Annotated in this window: 27 protein-coding genes; 7 read left to right on the forward strand and 20 right to left on the reverse strand. The window is 62.1% G+C overall.

The features are described 5' to 3' along the window. Positions 1 to 36: 36 nt before the first annotated feature. On the reverse strand, positions 37 to 870 hold the full coding sequence (locus CYG48_RS10555) for an outer membrane protein (RefSeq protein ID WP_118850337.1): 834 nt from the start codon (positions 868 to 870) through the stop codon (positions 37 to 39). A gap of 232 nt (positions 871 to 1,102) precedes the next feature. Here CYG48_RS10555 and CYG48_RS22495 point away from each other — a divergent pair, with 232 nt between their 5' ends. After that, positions 1,103 to 1,255 carry a hypothetical protein gene (locus CYG48_RS22495; RefSeq protein WP_199925120.1) on the forward strand — a complete coding sequence of 51 codons (153 nt, stop codon included), beginning with the start codon at positions 1,103 to 1,105 and terminating at the stop codon, positions 1,253 to 1,255. Positions 1,256 to 1,313: 58 nt separating this feature from the next. Here the strand turns inward: CYG48_RS22495 and glmM are convergent, their stop codons facing one another. Then, a complete protein-coding gene (gene glmM, locus CYG48_RS10560) occupies positions 1,314 to 2,666 on the reverse strand; it encodes a phosphoglucosamine mutase (RefSeq protein ID WP_118850338.1) in 1,353 nt (450 codons plus the stop codon). A 358-nt stretch (positions 2,667 to 3,024) separates the two neighbouring features. Here glmM and CYG48_RS10565 point away from each other — a divergent pair, with 358 nt between their 5' ends. Then, a complete protein-coding gene (locus CYG48_RS10565; protein WP_150132714.1) occupies positions 3,025 to 3,258 on the forward strand; it encodes a hypothetical protein in 234 nt (77 codons plus the stop codon). Between the two features lie 22 nt (positions 3,259 to 3,280). Here CYG48_RS10565 and CYG48_RS10570 read toward each other — a convergent pair whose 3' ends face one another. Next, positions 3,281 to 3,571: a DUF982 domain-containing protein gene (locus tag CYG48_RS10570; RefSeq protein WP_118850340.1), complete on the reverse strand. Its 291-nt coding sequence runs from the start codon at positions 3,569 to 3,571 to the stop codon at positions 3,281 to 3,283. A 143-nt stretch (positions 3,572 to 3,714) separates the two neighbouring features. Between CYG48_RS10570 and CYG48_RS10575 the strand changes: the two genes are divergently transcribed. The 3 genes from CYG48_RS10575 to CYG48_RS10585 all read left to right on the forward strand — a co-directional run bounded on the left by CYG48_RS10575 (position 3,715) and on the right by CYG48_RS10585 (position 5,023). Next, the gene (locus CYG48_RS10575; protein ID WP_118850341.1) at positions 3,715 to 3,906 is read left to right on the forward strand and encodes a hypothetical protein; all 192 of its coding nucleotides are present in this window, start codon (positions 3,715 to 3,717) and stop codon (positions 3,904 to 3,906) included. Between the two features lie 38 nt (positions 3,907 to 3,944). Then, a complete protein-coding gene (locus CYG48_RS10580) occupies positions 3,945 to 4,181 on the forward strand; it encodes a DUF6894 family protein (protein WP_118850342.1) in 237 nt (78 codons plus the stop codon). Between the two features lie 143 nt (positions 4,182 to 4,324). Next, positions 4,325 to 5,023 (forward strand): Crp/Fnr family transcriptional regulator, encoded by a 699-nt coding sequence (locus CYG48_RS10585; protein ID WP_118850343.1) that lies wholly within the window; start codon positions 4,325 to 4,327, stop codon positions 5,021 to 5,023. Positions 5,024 to 5,029: 6 nt separating this feature from the next. Here CYG48_RS10585 and CYG48_RS10590 read toward each other — a convergent pair whose 3' ends face one another. From CYG48_RS10590 to ruvC, 17 genes are all read right to left on the reverse strand, one after another. Further along, a complete protein-coding gene (locus tag CYG48_RS10590; RefSeq protein WP_118850344.1) occupies positions 5,030 to 5,737 on the reverse strand; it encodes a Crp/Fnr family transcriptional regulator in 708 nt (235 codons plus the stop codon). A gap of 174 nt (positions 5,738 to 5,911) precedes the next feature. Further along, positions 5,912 to 7,846: an ATP-dependent zinc metalloprotease FtsH gene (ftsH, locus tag CYG48_RS10595; protein ID WP_118850345.1), complete on the reverse strand. Its 1,935-nt coding sequence runs from the start codon at positions 7,844 to 7,846 to the stop codon at positions 5,912 to 5,914. Positions 7,847 to 7,949: 103 nt separating this feature from the next. Beyond that, positions 7,950 to 9,278: a tRNA lysidine(34) synthetase TilS gene (gene tilS, locus CYG48_RS10600; protein WP_118850346.1), complete on the reverse strand. Its 1,329-nt coding sequence runs from the start codon at positions 9,276 to 9,278 to the stop codon at positions 7,950 to 7,952. Positions 9,279 to 9,298: 20 nt separating this feature from the next. Beyond that, positions 9,299 to 10,312, reverse strand: coding sequence for a tol-pal system protein YbgF (gene ybgF / locus CYG48_RS10605; RefSeq protein ID WP_118850347.1), 1,014 nt, complete (start codon positions 10,310 to 10,312; stop codon positions 9,299 to 9,301). A gap of 187 nt (positions 10,313 to 10,499) precedes the next feature. Then, positions 10,500 to 11,039, reverse strand: a complete 540-nt coding sequence (pal, locus tag CYG48_RS10610; RefSeq protein ID WP_118850348.1) for a peptidoglycan-associated lipoprotein Pal — start codon at positions 11,037 to 11,039, stop codon at positions 10,500 to 10,502. 188 nt (positions 11,040 to 11,227) lie between these two features. After that, the gene (gene tolB, locus CYG48_RS10615) at positions 11,228 to 12,535 is read right to left on the reverse strand and encodes a Tol-Pal system beta propeller repeat protein TolB (protein ID WP_118850349.1); all 1,308 of its coding nucleotides are present in this window, start codon (positions 12,533 to 12,535) and stop codon (positions 11,228 to 11,230) included. Between the two features lie 19 nt (positions 12,536 to 12,554). Then, positions 12,555 to 13,724 carry a cell envelope integrity protein TolA gene (locus tag CYG48_RS10620; RefSeq protein WP_118850350.1) on the reverse strand — a complete coding sequence of 390 codons (1,170 nt, stop codon included), beginning with the start codon at positions 13,722 to 13,724 and terminating at the stop codon, positions 12,555 to 12,557. Positions 13,725 to 13,729: 5 nt separating this feature from the next. Next, positions 13,730 to 14,185: a protein TolR gene (tolR, locus tag CYG48_RS10625; RefSeq protein ID WP_118850351.1), complete on the reverse strand. Its 456-nt coding sequence runs from the start codon at positions 14,183 to 14,185 to the stop codon at positions 13,730 to 13,732. Positions 14,186 to 14,214: 29 nt separating this feature from the next. Next, entirely contained in the window at positions 14,215 to 14,940 is a 726-nt protein-coding gene (gene tolQ, locus CYG48_RS10630; protein ID WP_118850352.1) for a protein TolQ, read from the reverse strand. A gap of 349 nt (positions 14,941 to 15,289) precedes the next feature. Beyond that, positions 15,290 to 15,727: a tol-pal system-associated acyl-CoA thioesterase gene (ybgC, locus tag CYG48_RS10635; protein ID WP_118851608.1), complete on the reverse strand. Its 438-nt coding sequence runs from the start codon at positions 15,725 to 15,727 to the stop codon at positions 15,290 to 15,292. 144 nt (positions 15,728 to 15,871) lie between these two features. Continuing rightward, positions 15,872 to 16,261, reverse strand: a complete 390-nt coding sequence (locus CYG48_RS10640) for a hypothetical protein (RefSeq protein WP_118850353.1) — start codon at positions 16,259 to 16,261, stop codon at positions 15,872 to 15,874. A 74-nt stretch (positions 16,262 to 16,335) separates the two neighbouring features. Next, on the reverse strand, positions 16,336 to 17,226 hold the full coding sequence (locus CYG48_RS10645; protein WP_118850354.1) for a metallophosphoesterase: 891 nt from the start codon (positions 17,224 to 17,226) through the stop codon (positions 16,336 to 16,338). Next, positions 17,227 to 18,267 carry a Holliday junction branch migration DNA helicase RuvB gene (gene ruvB, locus CYG48_RS10650; protein WP_118850355.1) on the reverse strand — a complete coding sequence of 347 codons (1,041 nt, stop codon included), beginning with the start codon at positions 18,265 to 18,267 and terminating at the stop codon, positions 17,227 to 17,229. It abuts the gene before it with no gap. A gap of 61 nt (positions 18,268 to 18,328) precedes the next feature. After that, entirely contained in the window at positions 18,329 to 18,946 is a 618-nt protein-coding gene (ruvA, locus tag CYG48_RS10655) for a Holliday junction branch migration protein RuvA (RefSeq protein ID WP_118850356.1), read from the reverse strand. A 12-nt stretch (positions 18,947 to 18,958) separates the two neighbouring features. Further along, a complete protein-coding gene (locus tag CYG48_RS10660) occupies positions 18,959 to 19,375 on the reverse strand; it encodes a type II toxin-antitoxin system VapC family toxin (RefSeq protein WP_118850357.1) in 417 nt (138 codons plus the stop codon). Then, complete coding sequence (locus CYG48_RS10665) at positions 19,356 to 19,613, reverse strand: AbrB/MazE/SpoVT family DNA-binding domain-containing protein (protein ID WP_118850358.1); 258 nt, start codon at positions 19,611 to 19,613, stop codon at positions 19,356 to 19,358. Before CYG48_RS10665 ends, CYG48_RS10660 begins: the two co-directional genes overlap by 20 nt. 56 nt (positions 19,614 to 19,669) lie before the next feature. After that, positions 19,670 to 20,179, reverse strand: coding sequence for a crossover junction endodeoxyribonuclease RuvC (ruvC, locus tag CYG48_RS10670; protein WP_118851609.1), 510 nt, complete (start codon positions 20,177 to 20,179; stop codon positions 19,670 to 19,672). 194 nt (positions 20,180 to 20,373) lie between these two features. Here ruvC and CYG48_RS10675 point away from each other — a divergent pair, with 194 nt between their 5' ends. Then, entirely contained in the window at positions 20,374 to 21,765 is a 1,392-nt protein-coding gene (locus CYG48_RS10675) for a methyl-accepting chemotaxis protein (protein WP_118850359.1), read from the forward strand. A gap of 98 nt (positions 21,766 to 21,863) precedes the next feature. Further along, positions 21,864 to 22,862: an LLM class flavin-dependent oxidoreductase gene (locus tag CYG48_RS10680; RefSeq protein WP_118850360.1), complete on the forward strand. Its 999-nt coding sequence runs from the start codon at positions 21,864 to 21,866 to the stop codon at positions 22,860 to 22,862. Positions 22,863 to 22,907: the final 45 nt, after the last annotated feature.

Consider the following 22,907-nt stretch of genomic DNA (forward strand, 5'->3'; position numbering starts at 1 on the left):
GAGGACGGCCTTGTTTCGAAGAAAAACCGAAAGCGCTTACTTGTAGACGATCGGTTCCGGCTCAGGCTCGTAAGCCGGAGGCGCATCGCAGCCGCCAAAGGTGTAGCGCGCGCCGACACGGGCTTCGTGGCTGTAGTAACCCTTGTCCTTGCCCGGGCCGCCGCCCAGCGCGTAACCGAACATATCGCCGCCGGAGACATGACGCAGGCGGTAACCGACGTCTGCCTTCCAGTTGCAGGTGATGTCGATCGAGGCGCCGGCCATCAGCGCATAGGTGAAGCGCCAGCTCTTCTTGCCGCCGTGGCTCACTTCGCCATCGCAACCCGAGCCATCGTCGGCGCAAGAGGTGTTGCGCAGGTTCGACCATTTCACGTAGGTGCCGCCGATACCACCGCCGATATAAGGGGTGATGTAGCCATAGGTGCCGAGGTCGACATAGGCATTGGCCATCAGCGTATAGGCGTGGAGAGACGCGTAGTCGCTGGAGGTACAAGCGGTGCTGACGCCGCAGCTTCCGACGGTTGAACCGCGGAACTTGCTGTTGAAGGAGTAGTCCAGCGTCAGGTCCGTGCGCAGGTAGCTGTTGATCTTGTAGCCAACGCCGCCGCCCAGCATGAAGCTGTCGCGCAAAGATGCGCTGCGGAAATCGACGAGGTTGCCGTTCGATCCCTGGAAATATTCTGCGCCGCGCAGTTTCTTGAACGAATAACCGACATCCCCGCGAAGATACCAGCCGCTCGCTTCCTGAACGACGATCTCGGGCGCCTGTTCGTAAAGGTCCGGCTGCGGCTGCGGCTCGTACACATCCGCCGCATTGGCGGCGGCAGCCGTCAGCACCAGCGCGACCCCGCTGGCAAGGAACTTCTTCATGACTTCATCTCCAAGCTGACTTGCGTATGGCAGGCTCCGCGCACAGCCATCGGGTTGATCATCTGCGATTATGCTGGAGAATGGTTAAGCCTGACTTAACCATGCTTATTTACCACACATTTTCCTTGAATTTCCGGACAAGACTGCCGCATTGGAGCCACTGAAGCGCCCACTACTTGGAGAGCGTCCGCTTTCCATTGGCAAAGGCGCGACGGAAGCTTAGAAAGGTCCCATGTCCGACAACGTCATCAAGTTCAAACGCCCGCCGAAACCCAGGCCGCCACGGCAAACGCCGCCATGGCTGAAGCGGCTGCTGCCGTTTCTGGTGATCGCCGCCTTCCTTGTGGCCGCCTATGTGTACTTCTCGCTGAGCAACGGCGGCTGAGGCAAACAGAAAGGCCGGCGCTGGGGCCGGCCTTGTTCTTATTCGAACAAACAGTTGATCAGGCGGCAGCGCGCACGTTGGCGATCACGTTGACGAGGTTGTTGACGATACGCTCGACCTGGGCCCGGTCGTCACCTTCGGCCATGACGCGGATCAGCGGCTCGGTGCCCGATGGCCGGATCACCAGGCGCCCCTTGGTGCCGAGTTCGGCTTCCGCATCGGCGATCGCCTGACGCACCACGGATTCCTCGAGCGGCTTGCCGCCGGCAAAACGGACATTCTTCAAAAGCTGCGGCACCGGCTCGAAGCGACGGCAGACTTCGCTGACCGGGCGACCGAGTCGCTTGACGCGCGCCAGGATCTGCAGCGCGGCCACCAGGCCATCGCCGGTCGTGCCAAAATCGGACAGCACGATATGGCCGGACTGTTCGCCACCCACATTGAAATCATGGTTGCGCATGTGCTCGACGACATACCGGTCGCCGACCTTGGTACGGGCGAGGCCAAGCCCCCTGCCCTCAAGGAACCGCTCCAGTCCGAGGTTCGACATGACGGTCGCGACGATGCCGTTGCCGCGGAGCTTCTGCTCCTCGGCCCAGCTTTCGCCGATCACCGCCATCAACTGGTCGCCATCAACGATCTCGCCGGCTTCGTCGACGATGATGACGCGATCCGCATCGCCATCAAGCGCAATGCCGATATCGGCGCGGACTTCATGCACCTTCTTCTGCAGGTTGGCCGGGCTTGTCGAGCCGCATTCGAGATTGATGTTCGTGCCGTTCGGTTCGTTGCCGATCGTCACGACTTCGGCGCCAAGTTCCCAGAGCGCCAGTGGGGCAACCTTGTAGGCGGCGCCATTGGCGCAGTCGATCGCGACGCGAAGACCCTGCAACGTAACGTCCCTTGGGAGGGTACGCTTGGCATGCTCGATGTAGCGATAAATGTCGCCTTCGACGCGTTTGGCGCGGCCGATATCGCTCGACTTCGCAAGCTGCGCATGCAGATCGCTGTCGAGCAGGTCTTCGATGCGTGCTTCCAATTCGTCGGAAAGCTTGTAGCCATCGGGGCCGAACAGCTTGATGCCGTTGTCCTCGTAAGGGTTGTGCGATGCGGAGATCATCACGCCGACATCCGCCCGCAGCGAACGCGTCAGCATGGCAACGGCCGGTGTCGGGATCGGGCCGAGCAGGAAGACGTCCAGCCCCGCGGCGGTGAAGCCGGCAACCATGGCGTTCTCCAGCATGTAGCCGGAAAGGCGGGTATCCTTGCCGATCACCACGCGATGACGATGATTGCCGTTGCGGAAGATGGTGCCGACGGCGATGCCGACGCGCATCGCGAGATCCGGCGTCATCGGGAAGATGTTCGACTGGCCGCGGATACCGTCAGTGCCGAAATAACGACGTGTCATATATGCTCCTTCGTCATCGCGCTCTCGTCGCGCGGCTTGGCGGGGATCGAACCCGCTGCAACTTGCAAGGCTGAAAAAGCAGCCATTGCCGCGGCTCATGCCATAGTTTGGAAGATCAGGCACATAAAATAACGCGAAAATTGCTTACATGTCGTTACTGGAGGGCTTCTTCAGCCATTACACAACCGGCCTCATCACGTTGAGGGTTGATCATCCGCGCCTTGCATCGTCCGATACCGTACCCAATGGAGAAACCAGGCATTATTGAGGTAGGATGGCTTGTCGTTGACGCCCATCCTATGAGCGCCGATGACCGAGCGTTCGCACGTGCTCCCGCCTGCTTGATGGACGAAGCAACATGTTACCAAATTTTGCGCCTGATCCACGACAGGACGACCGGCAGCTATTGGATCCGATGCTGTCGCGTTACGCCGCCCGCTATTACCTGAGCGGGCCGGAAAAGGACGCGCTTGTGTCACAAACGCTTCTCATTCTTGCCAATGACCCTGATGCACTGGCCGACGGGCCGGTGGAAAAGGCGATCGCCGAGACGATGCACCGGGTCTACCTGACGGGAACCCACCGCTCCTGACATTCGCCACGACCGCAGTCGATCAGCCTTTGCCCTCGTCGTCCGACGGTCCGAGGATTTCGGCCTCGGCCGTGGCACGCAGAAAAGCCTCCCGCGCCAGTTCCGGATCAAGCTGGGCCTTGGCAGCCGCACGGCAGTTGGTTTTCGCACTTCGGTAGTGACGGCCATCCTCGCGCGGCCAGTCGTGCAGGAGCTTGTCGAGCGCCTCGCCTGGCGTTTCGACCTTCTCCGGCGCCTGATTGGTGAACTTCACCGCGACGGTGCGCCATCGTACGGGGCGCTTTTTACCTTGATCTGCTTCTCTGGGCTGCATTGGCTTCTCCGTTGGAAGATACCCAACGCCTACCCCTCCCGGACGTTCCGGAACCGGCCGATGTCGCGACCCCGGCGCATCAACCTCGTTGGGCCGCGGAACCTGAATGGAAGAAGCGGGTTCTGACCTCTTCCAAGGAGGGCATGATGAGCTTCAGGATCGAACGGAGTGACGGCAGCGAAACCAAGGTGCGGACAGCGTCGAAGGCCGTGGACGTCGTCAAACAGGAGCTTCGCCGTGAGCCGCTGGTCACGCTGAAGCTCGAGCCGGAAACCAGCTCGCCAGCCGAGGTGACCGCCTCGCAGGCGGAGATCGAGAGCCGCCAGCGCCACTGAACGACATTGCACTTCCTTCGTGTTTTCCAGGATGGACCATGACCCGATTTTATTTCGACGTCCGCAGAAACGGCCGACTTGAAGAGGACAAGGAGGGCGAAGAGCTTCCATCCAAGGAAGCCGCGATAGAAGAGGCGATGGCCGCCGCGCGCGAGCTTGTTGCAGACAAGGTGCGGACCGGCGACGTGGTGGATGGCGACGCCTTCGAGATTCGTGACGAGCATGGCGAGGTGGTGCACATACTGCCGTTTCGATCTGTCCTGCGCCTCGATTGACAGATCGGATTCATACGCCACAGGATTGCAAACGGTTTGCCGGACACCCGGAATGTGATATGTTCCAGTTTATCGTCTGCACGTCTTAAGGGCGCAGGCGGCTGAGAGATCGTTTCTCTTGCCCCAATGCAGGAGGAGCGTGGATGTCCCGCCCTCACTTTCAAAACAAGCTGCTTGCTCTTGTTCCCCCGGCGGAACTGGAGCTCCTGTATCCTTTGCTCGAACCCATCGACCTTCCGAAAGGCTTCGCCATTGCAACGGCCGGCGAACCGATCCAGTACGTCTATTTCCTGGAGCAGGGGCTGGGCTCGATCGTTTCGGTCTCGCGGCAGGGGCAGAAGGCCGAGGCCGGCATGTTCGGCTATGAAGGTTTTGCACCCACCCCACCGGCGGTGCGCTCCACCATGAGCTTCCATGACGCGAGCCTGCAGGCTGAAGGATACGGCTATCGCATCACGATCGAAGCACTGTGGGCAGCAATGGATAGATGCCCGGAATTTTCCAGACTCCTTGCCCGCTCATCCCAGAACCTGGCAACCCAGGTGTCCTACACCGCGCTGTCGAACGCCGTGCACCAGGTGAACGAACGGTTGGCACGCTGGCTGCTGATGTCGCACGACAGGCTGCGCCAGGACGAGTTCCTGATCACCCATGACTACATGGCGCTGATCCTTGCCGTACGACGCCCAAGCGTGACGACGGCATTGCATGTGCTGGAAGAGCGGCGCTTCATCCGCGCCGAGCGCGGCTGCGTGACGATCCGCAACCGCTCCGCCATGGAACACTACGCGCAGGATGCCTATGGTCTGCCTGAGGAAGAATACCGCCACCTGTTTCCGTGAAGCGCGTCAGGAGCGCGGCCAGTCTGGCGAGATGACCCGTCGGTATTCTGCTTCCGGCGCGCCATAGGCATCGCGCGCGAACGCCTCGAGCTTGGAACGATCACGGATCTTGATCAGCGCCCGTTCGGTGCTTATGGCGCGTTCGCCTTCGAGAACATGCAGGGCATCCGTGACGCTGGGACGGCGCACGCCGAGCATCAGGCCAAGGAAATCATGGGTCAGCGGCAGTTCGGGCCCCAGCCTGTCCTGCGACATCAGCAGCCAGCGCGCCAGGCGCTGCTCGATCTTGTAGCGTCCATCGGCAAGCGTCGTAGCCGCGACCTGAATCATGAAGACATGCGTGAAGCGCAGCAGCAGTGATGACAGCGTCTCGCTCTCCCGCATGGCGCGCCTCAGGTCTGCGGCGGGGAAACGAAGGGCCGTGGTGCCGGCTTGCATGAAGCTGCGGTGCGGCGTGCGATCGACCCCGAGCACCGCGAAGTTCGCTGAGAAACCTTCGTGGCCAATGCAGCCCACCTCGATCTGGTGGCCGTCACGGTTGATGGCAATCTCCGACGACATCCCGCCGTTGAAGAAATGGACGTATTCGACCGGTTGAAGCGGTTCGTAGAGCACCTGGCCCTGCTTGAGCTCCACCTCTTGTGCCAGCGGCTCCAGAAGCGCCTGGTCGTCGGGCGAAAGCTGGGTGAGCAGGTGGTTGTTGGTGGTGAGCATCGAACTCCTCGCGAATGAAGCTTGCGAGTGCGCATATATGGCAGGCGTTTGTGATGTCATGCCCCCTGCTGCGGGCAACTTGCAGCGAAAGTCGGCTGCCCCGATCACGCAACGAAAAAGGCCACCCGCGGCTGGCGAGGGTGGCCTTTTTTTATTCAAGCGTTCCGCAGAGACTCAATGCGGCTGTGGCTCCAGGCCGCCTTCGGCTTCGCCACCCTTCGGCTCGTCTTTCTTCGAGCCGGTGGATGGAACCGCCGAACCGCGTGCCGGAGGCGCGTCATCCCCAAGGTCGCGGGAGGGCTTCTGGCCCTTGATCAGTGCCTTGATCTCTTCGCCCGACAGCGTTTCGTATTCCAGCAAGCCTTCCGCGATCGCCACGAACTCGTCGTGGTGGTCGGTAAGGATGCGTCGCGCTTCGGTATAGGCCTCGTCGATCAGGCGACGGACCTCGGTGTCGATCTTCTGCGCGGTTGCTTCTGAAACATTCTTCGACTGCGATACGGAATGGCCGAGGAAGACTTCCTGCTGGTTCTCACCGTAGGCGACCTGGCCGAGCACGTCGGAGAAACCCCACTGGGTGACCATGGCACGGGCAAGCTTCGTGGCCTGCTCGATGTCGGAGGATGCGCCGGAGGTGATGTTTTCCTTGCCGAAGGTGAGTTCTTCCGCAACACGGCCGCCCATCATGATGACCAGGCGCGAGACCATCCACTTGTAGCTCATCGAGTAGCGGTCGCCTTCCGGCAGCTGCATGACCATGCCCAACGCCCGGCCGCGCGGAATGATCGTTGCCTTGTGCAGCGGATCGGCAACCGGGACCCTGAGCGCGGTGATGGCGTGGCCGGCTTCATGATAAGCCGTGAGCTTCTTTTCGGCCTCGGTCATGGCGGACGAACGACGTTCGGCGCCCATCATGATCTTGTCCTTGGCGTCCTCGAACTCGCTCATGGTGACAAGGCGCTTGTTGCGGCGCGCCGCCATCAGGGCAGCTTCGTTGACGAGGTTCATCAGGTCCGCACCGGAGAAGCCGGGCGTACCACGGGCGAGAACCTTGAGGTCGACATTCGGCGCCAGCGGCACGTTGCGGGCATGAACCTTGAGGATGCGCTCGCGGCCGACGATGTCCGGGTTCGGCACCACGACCTGGCGGTCGAAACGGCCGGGACGCAGCAGCGCCGGGTCGAGAACGTCCGGACGGTTGGTCGCGGCGATCAGGATGATGCCTTCATTGGCTTCAAAGCCGTCCATTTCGACGAGCAACTGGTTGAGCGTCTGTTCGCGCTCGTCGTTACCGCCGCCAAGACCGGCGCCACGATGGCGGCCGACAGCGTCGATTTCGTCGATGAAGATGATGCACGGCGCGTTCTTCTTGGCCTGCTCGAACATGTCGCGAACACGGCTTGCACCAACGCCAACGAACATTTCAACAAAGTCAGAACCGGAGATGGTGAAGAACGGCACGTTTGCTTCGCCGGCAACCGAGCGGGCGAGAAGCGTCTTACCCGTGCCAGGAGGGCCGACCAGCAGCACGCCGCGCGGGATACGACCGCCCAGGCGCTGGAACTTCTGCGGGTCGCGCAGGAATTCGACGATTTCTTCCAGGTCCTGCTTGGCTTCGTCGACTCCAGCGACATCCTCGAAGGTGACGCGGCCATGCGCTTCCGTCAAAAGCTTCGCCTTGGACTTGCCGAAGCCCATCGCACCGCGCGAGCCCCCTTGCATCTGCCGCATGAAGAAGAGCCAGACGCCGAGGATCAGGAGCATCGGCAAGAGCGTGCCGAGATAGCTCAGGAAGCCCGAGGAACCATCAGTCTCCGGACGGGCGACGATGGTGACGTTCTTCGACTGGAGCTTCTCCATCAGGGAGTCATCGATGACGGGAGAATAGGTCTGGAAGCCGGAGCCGTTTTCGGCGTAGGTGCCGAGCACCCGGTTACCTGTGACGACGACATCCCGCACTCGCCCCGAATCCACATCGCGAAGGAACTGCGAATAAGGAATCTCACGCGAGTTGGTCTGCGTCGGTGCCGTCTGGAACATGCTGAACAAAGCGACCAGCAAGAGGGCTATGATGACCCAGAGGGCGATATTACGAAAGTTTGGGTTCATTGAACTCCCCGGACTGCGACGGCCCGCTTTTAGAGCGGCCGCCTTGCTTGCCGCATAACATAGGGTTGCGGCAAGGCCTTGCCAAGGCAAAGGGGAGCCGGGCCTAGCTTTTCCGCCGAGAATCCTTAACCGGAAGCGGGGTAAATTCCTCGTGTCCGATCAACTGCGCTATCCGGTTTGCAAGGTTAAGCTCAAACTGAGGCAAAAAACGGTCGAACGGCGCGAGGATGGGTTCCACCACAACCGCGCCCGCCCCTGACCTTTGGGCTGATCCCGGTGCGAAACCGACGAACGGCAGCGCGCACGCCGCACGCATGGCAATCGCTGGCGGCGCCTCCGGGAACAGCGCAAGCGCCTCGTCTCGGTCAGGCGCCGTCGGGCCGACAATGACCTCCTGATCCGTTCCATTGATGATCCGGAACCGGCCGTCCCAAACGGCGGTCTCGCCGGCGCCCACGTGCAGCGACAGCATGCCGCGGTTTTCGCGCATCATGAACAGGCCATCGCGGCGTCGGTCGAAAATTACTCGTCCTGCGGTAATGCGGCCCGCAGCCCCACCCTGGATGAAGGCGAGTACCCGCGCCATGCTATCGCTGCCGAGAAGATGCGTCCGTCCGCCAAGCACGGCGCCAAGGGTTGCCAGCGCGTGCCGCAGGACCGGCAGTTCCTCCGTCAGCCCCCCGTGCGAGACCTGCGCCAGCACGCTGTGCCCGATCGACACATGCGCCTCGATGAGGTCGGCAGCCCGGTCGGCGAGATCCTTGCGGCGTGCCGCGGCCTCGCTGTCGACGGGTGCATCGGGACCCGCCAGCCGCACCCTCACCCGCTCGTAGCGGGCGTTGAGATTGCTCGGATCGTCAATCCACCCCTCGCCGTGGCGTTCCAGAAAGGCGCGGATATCGGCACGGGTGGTGGACAGCAACGGCCGCATCAGCCAATGGCGCCGCTCCAGCAGCACCCCACCGGACATTCCGGCAAGCCCCCGCCTCGCTTCGCCATCACCACGGCGGGCGCGCATGGAAACCGTCTCCGCCTGGTCATCGAGCGTATGGCCGCTGACGATGACATTCGCGTGACTATCGCGAGCAATGTCAGAAAGCAGGCGGTAACGGGCGTCGCGTGCCGCCGCCGAGATGCCACTCGACGGTTTCTCGCCCTCCCAACGACGGATGACATGCGGCACGGCAAGCCGTTCGCAGAGTGCCCTGACGGCCAAAGCCTCCTCGGTCGATTCCGGGCGGAGCCCGTGGTCGATGGTAGCGGCGGAGATCGAGAATTTCGAGCGATCGGCGAGCTTCGCCAGCGCCAGCAGCAGGCCGGTGGAATCGCTGCCGCCGGAAATTGCTACAAGGAGATGCGCTGGTGTTTCCAACCCGTCGAGGAAGACGCGAACCGCGTCTTCCGGCGACAGGCGGTTGGCCTCAGGCGCCATGGGATCGCAGCCGTTCTGCCTCAGCAGGACAGCCGCTTCTGTTCCGTGCCGACCTTGGCCAGCACTGCCCTGGGCGCGGACGGGTAACGCTTCGGCACCTCGCGCAGCGTGGCGCAGGCGGTTTCCGTGTTGTCGAGTGCGGCCAGCGACATGCCAAGCTTCAGCAGCATCTCCGGCGCCTTGGCAGACTTGCCATAGGTCTGGTGGGCGTTGAGGAAGGTCTTGGCCGCCTCGTTATACTTGCCCTGCGAATACTGCGCTTCGCCGAGCCAGAAATTGGCGTCGGCAATCTTGGCACCCTTCGGATAGGCGGAGAGGTAGCTGTTGAATTCCTTCTCCGCGAGCGCGTAGTCACCCGTCAGGACGTGGTTGTAAGCCGCCTGATAGGTGTCATTTTCGCTGCCGAGCGAGGCCGTTTGCTGCGGGTCGGTTCTTGACGGTGCGGAAGGCTTGGCGGGCAGCGGCGGGCCAACATCGACGCCCGGCAGGCCGGCTGCATTGTTGGCGCTGCTGTTGCGCGAGGCACCGCGCGGATTGCCGTTCTGGTCAAGCTCGATTGAGCCAAGCGTTGTCGGGGGTGGCGCCGTCGGCGTGACTGACGGTGCATCGGGTGAACCGATGATGCGCGCGACGTCATCACCTGCCGTCTCTTCATCAGGGGCGGACGAGGAGGATGAGGGGCGATTGGCCGCCACGGCTGGTTGCCCAGCCGTGTCGCCCAGATCGCTTCTCTTCTTCTTTTCCAGATCCTGGAAGCGGAATTCGTTATCTTCCTGCGTCTTGCGCATCTGCTCCTGCATCTGCAGAAGCTGGAAGCTCATTTCCTCGATCCGACCGTTCAACTGACGGATCTCTTCCTGGAGCTGCTGGATACGAACGGGGTCGCTTGCCTGTGCCAGAACCACCGGCCTTTCGGTCGAAGGTTGCGGTACAGCCGTTTGATTTCCCTGGAAGAGTTTTGGCAGCGAGAATGCCCCTGCGGGTACGCTCGTCGCCATCAGCCCCAGCATCGCTGCCAAGACAATTTTCTTCATGAGTGTCCGTCCTGCTTGTTCGTCCACGCCTGATTTGGCGCGAAAGGAGACTTTTCCAACTGCCGCCAAAAAGCAACTAAATCGCGATCAAAAATCCCGGAAATCAGGGCCAAACTATGGAAAAAGCAAAAAGGCGGCCCGAGGGACCGCCTTTTTGAGGTTCCGGTAATCCGTGGCTTTCGCCAGATTACATGCCGGCGCCGCCAAGCACCGTGACGGCGCGACGGTTCTGCGACCAGCAGGAGATGTCGTCGCAAACAGCGACCGGACGTTCCTTGCCGTAGGAGATCGTCTTGATGCGGTTGGCCGGAACGCCACGCGATGCGAGGTATTCGCGGGTCGCAGCCGCACGACGTGCACCGAGCGCCAGGTTGTATTCGCGCGTGCCGCGTTCGTCAGCATGGCCTTCGACCGTGATCGCGTAGTTCGGGTAGCGCTGCAGCCACTGGGCCTGACGGTCAAGCGTCTGCTGGGCGTCGGCGCGAATCGAGGTCGAGTCGGTGTCGAAGAAGATGCGGTCGCCGACGTTGACGGTGAAGTCCTGGCTCGAGCCCGGCGTCGCAGCACCAGCGCCGGCGCCGTTCAGGCCCAGCTCGTTGGCGTTGTTCGGCAGGTTCTTCTTGTTGGCGCAGCCAGCAAGTGCGAGCGCCAGCGTCAGTGCAATCACGGCCGGATTGCGAGCGATGGTCTGCATGCGGCTCATTGCCGGGGTATCGGTGCGGCTCATAGCCGGTCTCTCCTTGATCACTTATTCCAGGTTTGCCAGAATTCTACGGTTTCCAGACTCTAACCGGGCTCGGTTAACCATGATGCAACGCACATGGTTAATAAAATCTTCCCACGCGTCATTTTGCGCGGTTTCTCAACACATTAAGGCGACAAAGGGGCGGAAAACCGCCCCTTTTAAGGTCAATCCTATTCAAGCAGCGGCGACCAGGCCGGGTCGGACCCGTAAGCCGGGGTCTTGACCGGCTGCTCGTTGTAACCGGTGAGGTCGATCGAGTAGAGCTGTGGGCCACCGGCGCCGGCGTTCTGGCGGAAGAACATCAGCACGCGGCCGTTCGGCGCCCAGGTCGGGCCTTCGTTGTGGAAGCCCGTCGTCAGGATGCGCTCGCCTGAGCCATCCGGCTTCATGACGCCGATCGAGAACTTGCCGCCCGATTGCTTGGTAAAGGCGATCAGATCGCCGCGCGGGGACCAGACCGGCGTGGAATAGGAACCATCGCCGAAGGAGATGCGCGTCTGGCCGGAGCCGTCGGCATTCATCACGTAGATCTGCGGACGACCGCCGCGGTCGCTTTCAAAGGCGATGCGGGCACCATCGGGCGAATAGGAAGGCGAGGTGTCGATCGCCTGGGTCGAGGTCAGGCGGGTCGTGGTGCGCGAACGCAGGTCCATCGTGTAGATGTTGGAATTGCCTTCCTGCTGGAGGCTCATGATGACCTTCTGGCCATCCGGCGAGAAGCGCGGCGAGAACGTCATGCCGGGGAAGTTGCCGACCACTTCGCGCTGCCCGGTTTCCAGCTGCAGCAGGTAGACGCGCGGCTGGTTGCCTTCAAACGACATGTAGGTGATTTCCTGCCGGCTCGGCGAGAATCGCGGCGTCAGCACGATGTCCTTGCTGTTGGTCAGCATGCGGACGTTGAAACCGTCCTGGTCCATGATCGCAAGCTGGCGCTGGCGGGCGTTCTTCGGACCGCTTTCGGACACGAAGACGACGCGGCTGTCGAAATAGCCGTTTTCGCCGGTGATCTGCTTGTAGATCGCATCCGCGATGATATGCGCCACACGACGCCAGTTCTCCGGCTGGGTGAAGAACTGCTGGCCGGTCATCTGCTGACCGGCAAAGGTATCCCAGAGGCGGAACTCGGCGCGCAGGCGGCCGTCGCCTTCGCGGGTCACGCGGCCGGTGACGAGTGCCTGGGCGTTGATGACCTTCCAGTCTTCAAAGCGCGGCGTGCGGTTCGGGTCGGCGATCTTCTCGATGAAGGCGGACTTGTTGACCGGTGCAAACAGGCCCGAGCGCTGCAGGTCGGCAGCGATGACCTGCGAAATCTGCGGTCCGAGCTCGTTGTTGGACAGGAAATCGGTCACCGCGATCGGCAGCGGCTCGACATTGCCCTTGTTGATATTGATTTCCACCCGCGCCTGGGCGGGCGCGGCGAACATCACCGCCATGCCGGCAAACGCAACCAGGAGGCGGATGAAAGAACGTTTCATCATGTCAATCAGCCTTTCAGCTTTACAGCAATTCGCTCGGGTCGAAGTTGACGACAACCTCGCTCCATGCGTCGTATTTGTCGGCGGGCAGGTTCTTGAACGGTGCTGACCGGCGCACGGCGCGCAACGCACTGGCCTGAAGGGTTCGGCGTGCATTGTCGGACCCGCCGCTTGCGGTCACTTCCGGTTCCCCGATGATATCGCCGGACTCATCAAGCTTCATTGTGACCTTGATAAGGACGCCGTCAGCACCTTCGATACCGGCAATGATCGACCAGTTCTTCTGGATCTGGCCGCGCAACGCGTCCATCTCGCTCTGGGTCAGCTTCGATCCGCCCGTATTCGTCTTGCCGCCAAGTGCTGCCGTCTGGGTCGAGCGCTTCGCACCGCCATTCGCCGGCGCCTGCTTGTTCAAAAGCGCGGCGATGTCGTCGGCGTTGAAGTCGCTTTCCTTCGAGGACGCCGACTTCGCCGATTCCTGCTTCTTGTCGGCAACCTTCTTGTCGCTCGGCTTCACCGCAGCAGTCGCTTTCGGATCGGCCTTGGCGGTTTCCGTCGGCTTCGGCGGGTCCGGCTTTTTCTCGACCGGCTTTTCAACGGGCTTTGCTTCTTCCTTCGGCGGCTCGGGCCGCGGCTTTACCACCGGCACGGGCACATTGTCAGGAAGCGGGGTGGCCTCTTCCGGCGCAGGTGCCGGCGTTTTCGCCTGCGGTTGCGGCAGCGGATCGGGTGCCGGCTTCGGCGGCGTCACGTCCGGCTTCGGCTGCGGCAGGGCGGCCACTTCCTGCGGCGGAGGCGTGGTGTCTTCCTTGGCGATCTCGGTGGAAGCCGTCGGCTTGGTATCAACAACCGGTGCCGGCTTGTCCTGCTTCGGCGGGGCCGCCGCGGATTCGTTGTTGGACGGCTTGGCGGCCGGCGTCGGCGGCGCCTTGATGTCGACGTTGTTGTCGCCAAAGTTCTCGGCGTTCTCGACGGGGTCCGGCCTGTTCGTCGGAACAGGTGCGGAATGCTCGGCCATCGGGGCCTTCTTGTCGCCCTGCTGGATCTGGCTGAACTCCTCGATCGGCACGAGGTCGACCGGCAGTGCCTCGGTGTTGGCGACTTCCAGCTTGTCCGGCGCGCCAATCGTCACCAGCGCGAAGGCCAGTGCCGTCACGTGTAGGATTGCCGATGTGGTGAGGCTCGCCTTCATCGCTCTTAACGATTGCCCTGACGTTGCTGCGTAACGAGACCGATGTTCTTGAAACCAGCCTGCTGAATGCGTGCCATCACGTCGGCCACGATCCCGTAGGCCGAGGTTGTGTCGGCGCGCACGAAGATGCGCTCGTTATAGCCGGTGGTGGAAATCGCCTGCAGCTTAGCGGCAACTTCTTCCGCGGTGATCGGGGTTTCCTGAAGATGGATCTGGCCGTCCGCATTGACCGAGATGGTGATCGGCTGCGTTTCGGAATTCAGTGCCGCTGCCTGCGTCTGCGGCAGGTCGACGGGAACACCGACCGTCATCATCGGTGCGGCGACCATGAAGATGATCAGCAGCACGAGCATGACGTCGACAAGCGGCGTCACGTTGATTTCGCTGATGGCTGCGCCCCGGCGCCCGCGCCTGCGGCGACCACCACCCGAACCCTTTGCTCCTCCGGCCGACATACCCATGAATGCGTACTCCTAAGGACCGATGTGACTTACTGCGCCGCGGCCTGCTGGCGCGGCTGCAGCTTCTCGTCAATCTGGCGGGACAGGATGGCGGAGAACTCGTCGGCAAAACCTTCCATGCGTGCCGAGAGCTTGCCGGCATCGCCCATGAACTTGTTGTAGGCCATGACCGCGGGAATAGCGGCGACGAGGCCGATTGCCGTTGCAAGAAGCGCTTCGGCAATACCGGGCGCCACAACCGCAAGGTTGGTGGACTGCGAGCCAGCGATTGCCTGGAACGAGGTCATGATGCCGACGACGGTACCGAAGAGGCCGATGAACGGGCCGGCCGAACCGATGGTCGCGAGCGATCCGAGGCGGGCTTCATAGGTTTCGGCTTCGCGCGCCATGGTGACGTCCATCGCACGGTCGATTCGCATCTGCAGGCCGATCGGCGAACGCGCTCCGCGCTCGAAGCTTTTCTTCCACTCGCGCATGGCAGCCACGAACATGGCCGCAAGGCCGCTGTTCTGCCGTTCCGACAGGGTACGATACAGCTCTTCCAGCGACTGCCCCGACCAGAACACCTGCTCGAACTGGTCGAACTGGCGCTTTGCCTTGGCGAAGCTGACATATTTGTCGATCACGATCGCCCATGTCCAAACGGACGCACCGAGAAGACCGATCATCACGAGCTTGACGACCAAGCCCGCCTGCATGAAGAGGCCCCAGAGGCTCACATCATGCGTTGCAGCTTCCAAAGCTACTTGTTCCATCTAACGTCTATCCCCGAATCCAAACGCCCGGCTTGTTTAAGACCGGGCGGGTTCAAAAGCGCTCTCGCGAGAATATGTCTGATCGCTGGATGCGCTCGCTAAACCCCAAGGTGCCCTGAGTTTTCAGCTTGGCTTCTCGCTTTCAAATTTGGTCAAAGGAAGGCGTGCGTTGCACAATTTCCTCAGCTGCCAGTAAGACATCATTATGGTTAAACATTCGTTAAAACTGATGAGCGGCGCTAGACTTGCTGCCGCGAGAAGACGCGGCGACCGATACTATCCAGAATAGAATTTCTAGAGCCGCGGGAAGCCTGGGCGCCGAACGCCACGACGCCTGAGTAAGATCCGGTCAGTTTCCCTTGCCGAGAAACTTCTCCGCCACCGTTTCCGGCAGCCGTCGCGGGCGACCATGCTTGTTGATGACGGCGATCACCACCTTGGCGGCGATCAACAGCGTATCATCGCGGCGGATTTCCTGGTTGAGCACCATCTTGGCGCCGCCCGCCTTTTCCGTCACGGTCCGGACGGTCAGGATGTCATCCATGCGGGCCGGCTGCTTGAAGTCGATTTCCATGCGATGGACGACGAAGACGAGGCCTTCCTCGTCGGCGCTGAGCAACTCGCTTTGCTGGCATCCAAGGCAGCGCAGGTAATCGGTGCGGCCGCGCTCCAGGAAATGCAGGTAGCGGGCGTGATACACGAGGCCGGAGAAATCCGTGTCTTCATAATAGACGCGTTGCACGAGGCGGTGGCCGTCGGCGGTCAGTTCGCCAGACAGCGCGATCATGTCGTTCTGGGTCAAGTGCTCGTTCCAAATCGCTGAGGGTTCGGCAACAAGGCGCGGCGGATGCACCGCGCCGCTGCCCCGTCCCTACCATGGTCGCAACCAAAGTCCAGACGGGGGGCGAACCTTGACGTGATGAGAACAAATTCAGGGGCTGGCGGAAGATCCGGAATGCGGATGTTTGTAGCGGCGCATCCGGGCCTCGTTCTTGGCCTTCTCCATCGCCTTCTTGTGCTGCTCTGCCCATTTCTGACCAGCATCGCCGCCCCACAACAGCCACGCGATATAACCGGTCGAGGGGTTCTCGTCGTCGCCGAAGTTTTCGGCACGTTTATCCACCTTGTGGCGCGCGAAATAGCTCACCATGCGCCGGATGGTCTGCTCCGAAATATTCTTGCGGTTTTTCAGGTCGCGGGCACGCGCCACGCCCACCATGGTGCCGCCACGACGATACTGGGCGCGCAGCTTCAAACCCTTTTCCGCTGCCTCCGCGACTTCGACGGGAGGAATACGATCAGGGAGATCATTGTTCTGCATGACATTCTCCTTCTTGTGAAAAAGAACGGGGTGCCGCGGCGGGATGTTCCCGCCTTATTGGTCTACGTCGAGCCTCAGCCGAGCTCGATGAGGTTGATCTCGGGCGGAGAGCCGAAGCGCACCGGCAGCATTGAGCAGCCGAGCCCGCCGGAAACAATGAGGTTGCGCCCGCCTTCGACGACATGCCCATACGCATAGCGGTTGCCGAAGCGCGACGGGACGACCGGTGCGTAACCGAACAGGCGGACCTGCCCCCCATGGGTGTGCCCCGACAAGGTCAAGGAAACGCGGTCGGGCACCTGCGGAAAGATGTCCGGCTCATGCGCCATGAGGATGACGGGGGCATCGTCAACAACCTGCTTGAGCGTGCCGGGCAGGTCGTCGCGGCCCTTGTGCCGACGCGCGGGAGCCGAAGGGCCGGGTGGTGCGATCTGGTCCTCAAGCCCCGCCAGCCAGAACGGCCTACCGTCCTTTTCCAACCGCACAGCACTATTGCTGTAGACCGGGATGCCGACCTTCTCCAACGCCCGCCGCGCTACTGGGATGCCGCTCGCTTCTGCGAGCGGATCTTCCAGCCAATCATGGTTGCCAAGCACGGCATGGACGCCAAGCGGTGCCCTCAAGAGCGAAAGCGCCTGCGCCCAGGCGTCCGGCTCAACGTTCCCCGTTGCGAAGCGCATGCCGGAGACATAATCACCAAGCAGGCAGATGACATCCGGTTCCAGGGCATTGGCAGCCCGGCAGATCGCTTCGATCCGGTCAATGGGCATCCACGGCTCGCAGGCATGGATATCGGTCAGTACTGCAACCCGCAGCTTGAGACCCGGCGTCCAATCCGGTGGCGTCAGCGCATACCTCTTTGTCTGAAGCCGCAGCAACGGCTCCGCCACGGCGTAACCCGCCAGTGCCGCGAGTGCGGCTGCCCCTCCGCCAAGCGCCTTTAGGAAGCCCCGGCGGGAGATCATTCACTCATCCTCGAGATTCATCCTGAACTGGGCGGCCTCGAGATCCTTGGGCGGCTGCATGCCGAGATGTTTCCAGGCAACCGCGGTCAGCACCCGGCCGCGCGGCGTGCGCTGGATGAAACCCTGCTGGATCATGTAGGGCTCGATAATGTCCTCGATGGCATCGCGCGGCTCCGAAAGTCCGGCCGCGATAGTCTCGATGCCGACCGGCCCGCCGCCGAAGTTCACGGCGATCATGTTGAGGTAGCGCTTGTCGAGCTGGTCGAGCCCCATGTTGTCGACCAGAAGCCGCGTCAGCGCCTCGTCGGCAATCTCCTTCGTCACCGCATCAGCCCGGGCGACTTCGGCAAAGTCACGCACGCGGCGCAGCAACCGCCCGGCGATGCGGGGCGTGCCGCGCGAACGGCGGGCGATCTCCCTCGCCCCTTCGTCGGTCATGCCAAGCCCCATGAGCCGCGCACCACGACGCACGATCAACTCCAGTTCCTCGACGGTGTAGAAGGAAAGCCGCACGGGGATACCGAAGCGGTCGCGCAGCGGGGTCGTCAGGAGGCCGAGGCGGGTCGTTGCGGCAACCAGCGTGAACTTCGACAGGTCGATCTTGACCGAGCGTGCCGCAGGGCCTTCACCGATGATGAGGTCGAGCTGGAAATCCTCCATGGCCGGATAGAGGATTTCCTCCACCGCCGGGTTCAACCGGTGGATCTCGTCGATGAACAGCACGTCGCGTTCTTCGAGATTGGTGAGGAGCGCCGCAAGGTCACCCGCCTTGGCGATAACCGGGCCCGAGGTCGAGCGGAAGTTGACGCCAAGTTCCTTTGCCATGATCTGCGCCAGCGTCGTCTTGCCGAGCCCCGGCGGGCCCACGAACAGGACGTGGTCCAGCGCCTCGCCGCGGTTCTTGGCTGCCTCGATGAAAACCTTGAGGTTGGCGCGCGCTTCCGCCTGGCCGGTGAACTCGTCCAGCGATTGCGGCCGCAGCGTCATATCGAGGTCTTCGCCCCGCTTCTCCGGCGTGATCAGGCGGGAAGGCTCGCTCATGAGGACATTTCCGTTTGCATATCTGTGTTAGTACTACAGGAGGCGCGCGAGGTCTAACCGCCTAGCGCGCCAGTTCCTTGAGGCCAAGCCGGATGAGCTTGGCGCTGTCGGCCCCTTCGCCGGCGTTCTTGAGCGCTGCCGCAACGGCATTGGCCGCCTGGTCGCGAGAATACCCCAGGTTGGTGAGTGCCGACACGGCATCGGCCACCGGTGCGGAAGCTACACCCTCACCCAGTTCCTGTTTCAGGCCGATATTGGCGCTCGCCTCGCCAGCAAAGGCCGGCGCCTTGTTCTTGAGCTCGGTGACGATGCGCACCGCCACCTTGGGCCCGACACCGGGGGCGCGCGACACGGATGTCTTGTCCTGCAACGCGATCGCATTGGCAAGCTCGGAAGGGGTGAGTGTCGAAAGGACAGCAAGCGCCACCTTGGCGCCGACGCCCTGCACGCTTTGGAGCAGGTTGAACCATTCGCGTTCCAGCGCGGTGAGGAAGCCGAAAAGCTTCAGTTGGTCCTCGCGCACATAGGTCTCGATATAGAGGATCACCGCCTCGCCCACCGACCCCATGCGCGACAGGGCGCGCGACGAACAGAAGACCTCGTAGCAGACCCCATGCACATCAACGAGCACGTGGTCGTCGCCGATCTCGTCAATGGTTCCTTTGAGCTTGCCGATCATGAAATGGGTCCGTTACGGATGGGTTTCGGGTGAGATGATGTCGAGGGACGGGAAATAGCCACGGTAACGCGCTGCGTCTCGCGTCAGCAACCGGTGCGACCGAACCATCGCATGGGCGCCGATCAGGAACTCCGGCAACGTGCGCTCACGCTGGCCGCCAGCGCGGCGATAGGCGAAATGCGCCTTGCCCGCCTGGAACGCAGCTTCATAAGAGAATGGCTCGCGCTTCATCCGCAGCCAGCCAAAAGCTGACGTCAGTTGCTGCTCCGTCAGAGGTGAAGCTGCAAGCTCCGACCACACGATGGGGCTCAGGATCAACTCACCCTCGCGATGGCACTGCTCCAGCCGTGACAGGGACCAGTCCCGCAAAGGGTTTGGCATGCCCAGGATGTCGATGAGGATGTTCGTATCAACCACGGTTGAGGTCATCGCGCGGTCCCCTCAGCCACTCCATGTACTGGTCGGTGGTCATGCCCATCGCATCGAAGGTGCCGGCAACGCTATCTGCCCATTCCCTGAAGTCCTTGAACTGGTCCTGCTGCTCTGCCTTGACGAGAAACACCTTGCCCTCATGCGTGACGAATTCCACCTCCGACCCAGGACCAATCTTCAACTGATCGCGGATGTCCTTGGGGATCGTAACCTGGCCTTTTTCGGTGACACGCATAGGTAATACCTCTAAGGTATTACCTATAAGGCGATCCGGAACAAGTCAAGAACAAATCACCCCGCCAACGCTTGGCGCATGCGCTGTCCGCCGCGGTTGTGGGCATGACAGATGGCGATTGCAAGCGCGTCGGCCGCGTCATTGCCCTTAAACTCGGCCTTCGGCATGAGGATCTTCAGCATCATATGGATCTGCTGCTTTTCGCCGTGCCCGACGCCGATGACGGACTTCTTCACTGCATTTGGTGCATATTCGGAAACCGGCAGCCCGGCGCGCGCCGGCACGAGCATCACCACGCCCCTCGCCTGCCCGAGCTTCAGCGTCGCGACCGCGTCCTTGTTGACGAAGGTCTGTTCGACGGCCGCTTCATCCGGCTGGTAGGCATGCACCACTTCGGCAAGCCCGTCATGCAGCTGGCAAAGGCGTGAGGCGAGATCCAGGTCGCCATCCGACATCACCGTGCCGGAGGCCACGAAGCGCAGGCTGTTGCCAAGGGTCTCGATAATGCCCCACCCCGTCCGGCGCAGGCCCGGATCGATGCCGATGATACGAATCGCTGCTGTCATGATGACCACCTTAATCGCTTCATCCAACTACTGCCATGGGAATGTGAACAAAACGAAAACAAGCGGTGCTGTGCCGTTAACTTCTGTTTAACCAAGCCTCCCACGTTCGCGGCTCGAAGCATCGATATGAAGCAACGCGCGATCATCTGGGGCGTTGATCTTCGTCGCCATCAGCCGCGCGGAAGGAGGTTGTCATGCACAAGAAGAGCTTGTCCCTGTTCGCCAGGACCACGACAATCTTTCTTGGCCAGATGGCCATGACGGGTCTTGCGACACATAGCCTGCTGACGCAGCCGGAGGCCCCGTCCCGTGTGTTCGCCATGGCTGGACTGGCTCTAACCGCGATGACCGCGATCATGCTGTTGAAACGCCTGCTCCAGCCGGTCGCAGCACTTGCGGATCTCGCGGATGGTTCTGAGGATGATGCCGGCAAACTCGCATCCCGGCACGATGATCTTGGCCTCGTGGCACGCGAACTGCTGCGGCTGCGCGACAAACAGATGGATCGCTCGGCGAAGGACCTGGATGCGCTGGAACGCGAAAAGCGTGCCCTAGAGGCGATCGAGCGCGACCTTCATGTCACGAAGGCGGAGGCCGCTTATCTGAAGGTCGTGGTGGATGCCCTGGATGGCGGCGTGCGGCGTCTTGCCGTGGGCGACCTGACGGTGCGGCTGACCATGCCCTTCCCGACCGAATACGAAGGCTTGCGCGCCGACTTCAACCATGCCGCCAGCCTCATCGAGGATACGCTGGACCGGGTCGGGACTGGTGCCCGGGTGATCTCGGCTTCCGGTGCGGAGCTGGAAGCGGGCCTGGCCGAGGCCACCCAAGCGCAGGCGCGGCAGGTTGCCGCCATTTCATCACTCGGCACCGACCTCGACGCGCTGGCGGGTGGGCTGAAGCGGGGGAAGATGCAGAGCGAGCATCTCGCGGCGATCGTGCATAATGCCCACGTGGACATGCGGCGTCCGAAGGAGGCATTGGGCGAGGTCGGCGCTGCGATGGATACGCTGCGTGTTGCCTCATCCGAACTTCGCCCGGCGGCGCAGGAGATCATCGACGCGGCTTTCCAGGCGAATATCCTGGCAATGAACCTCGGCATAGAAGCGTCGAGTGTCGACGAGCCGCGGCTGACGGCGATTGCGGAAGATATCCGTGGTCTGGCGGAACGCGCCTCGGAGGCCGCGAAAACGGTCTGCGCCAAGGCGCGAGACGTGGCCGACGCCGTGGAGCGCGGCTCAAATGCTGCCGATCAGGCGGGCCGCGAATGGGACGCGATGAGCATCTACCTGAACGCCCTGCGCGAGCAGGTCAGCGCCATCGATCACGGCGCCGCGAAGGATGCCGAAGCGATCGTCGCGCTGCGCTCCAGGATCACCGCGCTTGTTGGTGAAAGCGGCCAGCAGACCTGCCGCCTCGACGGGCTGTCGAAAACCGTTTCGGGTTTCAGCCGTGCCGCACGAAATGTCGATCATCATGCAACAAAATTCACGCCCGTGACGGTGGTCAAGCCCGGCGGCGTGACGGTGCCGGAATGCGTCAAGCCACCGAAGCGCGGGGCGCATCTGCGGCTGGTGAAATCCTGAAACTTGGTGGCCCGCCGCTGGCTTGGGGTCGCAAAGCCGGCCGCGGCTGCCTAAATGAAGCGGGATTACACGACGAACCGTTTCTCCAGGACATTTGAATGATCCCCTTTTCCATTCTCGATCTGTCGCCCATCGGCGAAGGTTACTCCGTTCGCGACGCGCTTGATCAATCACGCCAGATGGCCATCAAGGCCGAAGAGCAAGGCTACAAGCGGGTTTGGCTCGCCGAACACCACGGCATGCCGGGTATTGCGAGCGCCGCAACCTCGATCGTCATCGGCCATGTCGGCGCCGCGACAAAGAAGATCCGCGTCGGCTCGGGCGGCGTCATGCTGCCGAACCATTCGCCGCTGGTGATTGCCGAACAGTTCGGGACGCTGGAAGCGCTGCTGCCGGGCCGTGTCGACCTTGGCCTCGGCCGCGCGCCGGGAACGGACATGCGGACGGCGAGTGCGCTTCGCCGCAACCTGGATGCAGGCGCGGAAAGCTTCCCGCACGACATTCTCGAGCTTCAGCGGCTGATGGGCGCGCCGGAGCCGAACCAGGGACTGCTTGCGGTACCCGGCATGAACGCCAACGTGCCGATCTGGCTGCTGGGCTCCAGCCTCTACAGCGCGCATCTCGCGGCAGCGCTTGGCCTGCCTTATGCCTTCGCATCACATTTTGCGCCGGACATGCTGATGGAAGCAATCGCCATCTATCGTGAGCGCTTCCAGCCGTCGCTCGCATACGAGAAGCCTTACGTCATGGTGGGCGTCATGGGCGTGGCGGCTGATACGGATGCCGAAGCCGAGCGGCTGTTCACCTCCTCGCAGCAGCAGTTCGTCAACCTGCGCAAGAACGCCCGCACGCCGTTCCCGAAACCGGTCGACAGCATGGACGGCATCTGGACGCCGATGGAAAAGATGACGGTGGAGCACACGCTGCGTTATGCGGCCGTCGGTTCAGTGCCGACTGTCGAAGCCAAGCTCAAGGACTTCCTGGAGGAAACGCAGGCGGATGAACTGATCATCTCCATGCCGATCCACGACATCGACAAGCGCCTGCGCTCGGTCGAGCTGTTTGCCCAGCTGCCGATGATGGAAAAGGTGCTCTGACAAAGAAAAGGGGCCGGTCAAGCCGGCCCCGAACAATGCAGAAGA

It is taken from the genome of Neorhizobium sp. SOG26, assembly GCF_003491345.1.
GTDB lineage: Bacteria > Pseudomonadota > Alphaproteobacteria > Rhizobiales > Rhizobiaceae > Neorhizobium > Neorhizobium turbinariae.

What these genes read in the sequence shown, in the direction of transcription:
- CYG48_RS10555 (WP_118850337.1), bottom strand. Translation starts at nt 870, where the DNA reads ATGAAGAAGTTCCTTGCCAGCGGGGTCGCGCTGGTGCTGACGGCTGCC.
- CYG48_RS22495 (WP_199925120.1), top strand. Translation starts at nt 1,103, where the DNA reads ATGTCCGACAACGTCATCAAGTTCAAACGCCCGCCGAAACCCAGGCCG.
- glmM (WP_118850338.1), bottom strand. Translation starts at nt 2,666, where the DNA reads ATGACACGTCGTTATTTCGGCACTGACGGTATCCGCGGCCAGTCGAAC.
- CYG48_RS10565 (WP_150132714.1), top strand. Translation starts at nt 3,025, where the DNA reads ATGTTACCAAATTTTGCGCCTGATCCACGACAGGACGACCGGCAGCTA.
- CYG48_RS10570 (WP_118850340.1), bottom strand. Translation starts at nt 3,571, where the DNA reads ATGCAGCCCAGAGAAGCAGATCAAGGTAAAAAGCGCCCCGTACGATGG.
- CYG48_RS10575 (WP_118850341.1), top strand. Translation starts at nt 3,715, where the DNA reads ATGATGAGCTTCAGGATCGAACGGAGTGACGGCAGCGAAACCAAGGTG.
- CYG48_RS10580 (WP_118850342.1), top strand. Translation starts at nt 3,945, where the DNA reads ATGACCCGATTTTATTTCGACGTCCGCAGAAACGGCCGACTTGAAGAG.
- CYG48_RS10585 (WP_118850343.1), top strand. Translation starts at nt 4,325, where the DNA reads ATGTCCCGCCCTCACTTTCAAAACAAGCTGCTTGCTCTTGTTCCCCCG.
- CYG48_RS10590 (WP_118850344.1), bottom strand. Translation starts at nt 5,737, where the DNA reads ATGCTCACCACCAACAACCACCTGCTCACCCAGCTTTCGCCCGACGAC.
- ftsH (WP_118850345.1), bottom strand. Translation starts at nt 7,846, where the DNA reads ATGAACCCAAACTTTCGTAATATCGCCCTCTGGGTCATCATAGCCCTC.
- tilS (WP_118850346.1), bottom strand. Translation starts at nt 9,278, where the DNA reads ATGGCGCCTGAGGCCAACCGCCTGTCGCCGGAAGACGCGGTTCGCGTC.
- ybgF (WP_118850347.1), bottom strand. Translation starts at nt 10,312, where the DNA reads ATGAAGAAAATTGTCTTGGCAGCGATGCTGGGGCTGATGGCGACGAGC.
- pal (WP_118850348.1), bottom strand. Translation starts at nt 11,039, where the DNA reads ATGAGCCGCACCGATACCCCGGCAATGAGCCGCATGCAGACCATCGCT.
- tolB (WP_118850349.1), bottom strand. Translation starts at nt 12,535, where the DNA reads ATGATGAAACGTTCTTTCATCCGCCTCCTGGTTGCGTTTGCCGGCATG.
- CYG48_RS10620 (WP_118850350.1), bottom strand. Translation starts at nt 13,724, where the DNA reads ATGAAGGCGAGCCTCACCACATCGGCAATCCTACACGTGACGGCACTG.
- tolR (WP_118850351.1), bottom strand. Translation starts at nt 14,185, where the DNA reads ATGGGTATGTCGGCCGGAGGAGCAAAGGGTTCGGGTGGTGGTCGCCGC.
- tolQ (WP_118850352.1), bottom strand. Translation starts at nt 14,940, where the DNA reads ATGGAACAAGTAGCTTTGGAAGCTGCAACGCATGATGTGAGCCTCTGG.
- ybgC (WP_118851608.1), bottom strand. Translation starts at nt 15,727, where the DNA reads ATGATCGCGCTGTCTGGCGAACTGACCGCCGACGGCCACCGCCTCGTG.
- CYG48_RS10640 (WP_118850353.1), bottom strand. Translation starts at nt 16,261, where the DNA reads ATGCAGAACAATGATCTCCCTGATCGTATTCCTCCCGTCGAAGTCGCG.
- CYG48_RS10645 (WP_118850354.1), bottom strand. Translation starts at nt 17,226, where the DNA reads ATGATCTCCCGCCGGGGCTTCCTAAAGGCGCTTGGCGGAGGGGCAGCC.
- ruvB (WP_118850355.1), bottom strand. Translation starts at nt 18,267, where the DNA reads ATGAGCGAGCCTTCCCGCCTGATCACGCCGGAGAAGCGGGGCGAAGAC.
- ruvA (WP_118850356.1), bottom strand. Translation starts at nt 18,946, where the DNA reads ATGATCGGCAAGCTCAAAGGAACCATTGACGAGATCGGCGACGACCAC.
- CYG48_RS10660 (WP_118850357.1), bottom strand. Translation starts at nt 19,375, where the DNA reads ATGACCTCAACCGTGGTTGATACGAACATCCTCATCGACATCCTGGGC.
- CYG48_RS10665 (WP_118850358.1), bottom strand. Translation starts at nt 19,613, where the DNA reads ATGCGTGTCACCGAAAAAGGCCAGGTTACGATCCCCAAGGACATCCGC.
- ruvC (WP_118851609.1), bottom strand. Translation starts at nt 20,179, where the DNA reads ATGACAGCAGCGATTCGTATCATCGGCATCGATCCGGGCCTGCGCCGG.
- CYG48_RS10675 (WP_118850359.1), top strand. Translation starts at nt 20,374, where the DNA reads ATGCACAAGAAGAGCTTGTCCCTGTTCGCCAGGACCACGACAATCTTT.
- CYG48_RS10680 (WP_118850360.1), top strand. Translation starts at nt 21,864, where the DNA reads ATGATCCCCTTTTCCATTCTCGATCTGTCGCCCATCGGCGAAGGTTAC.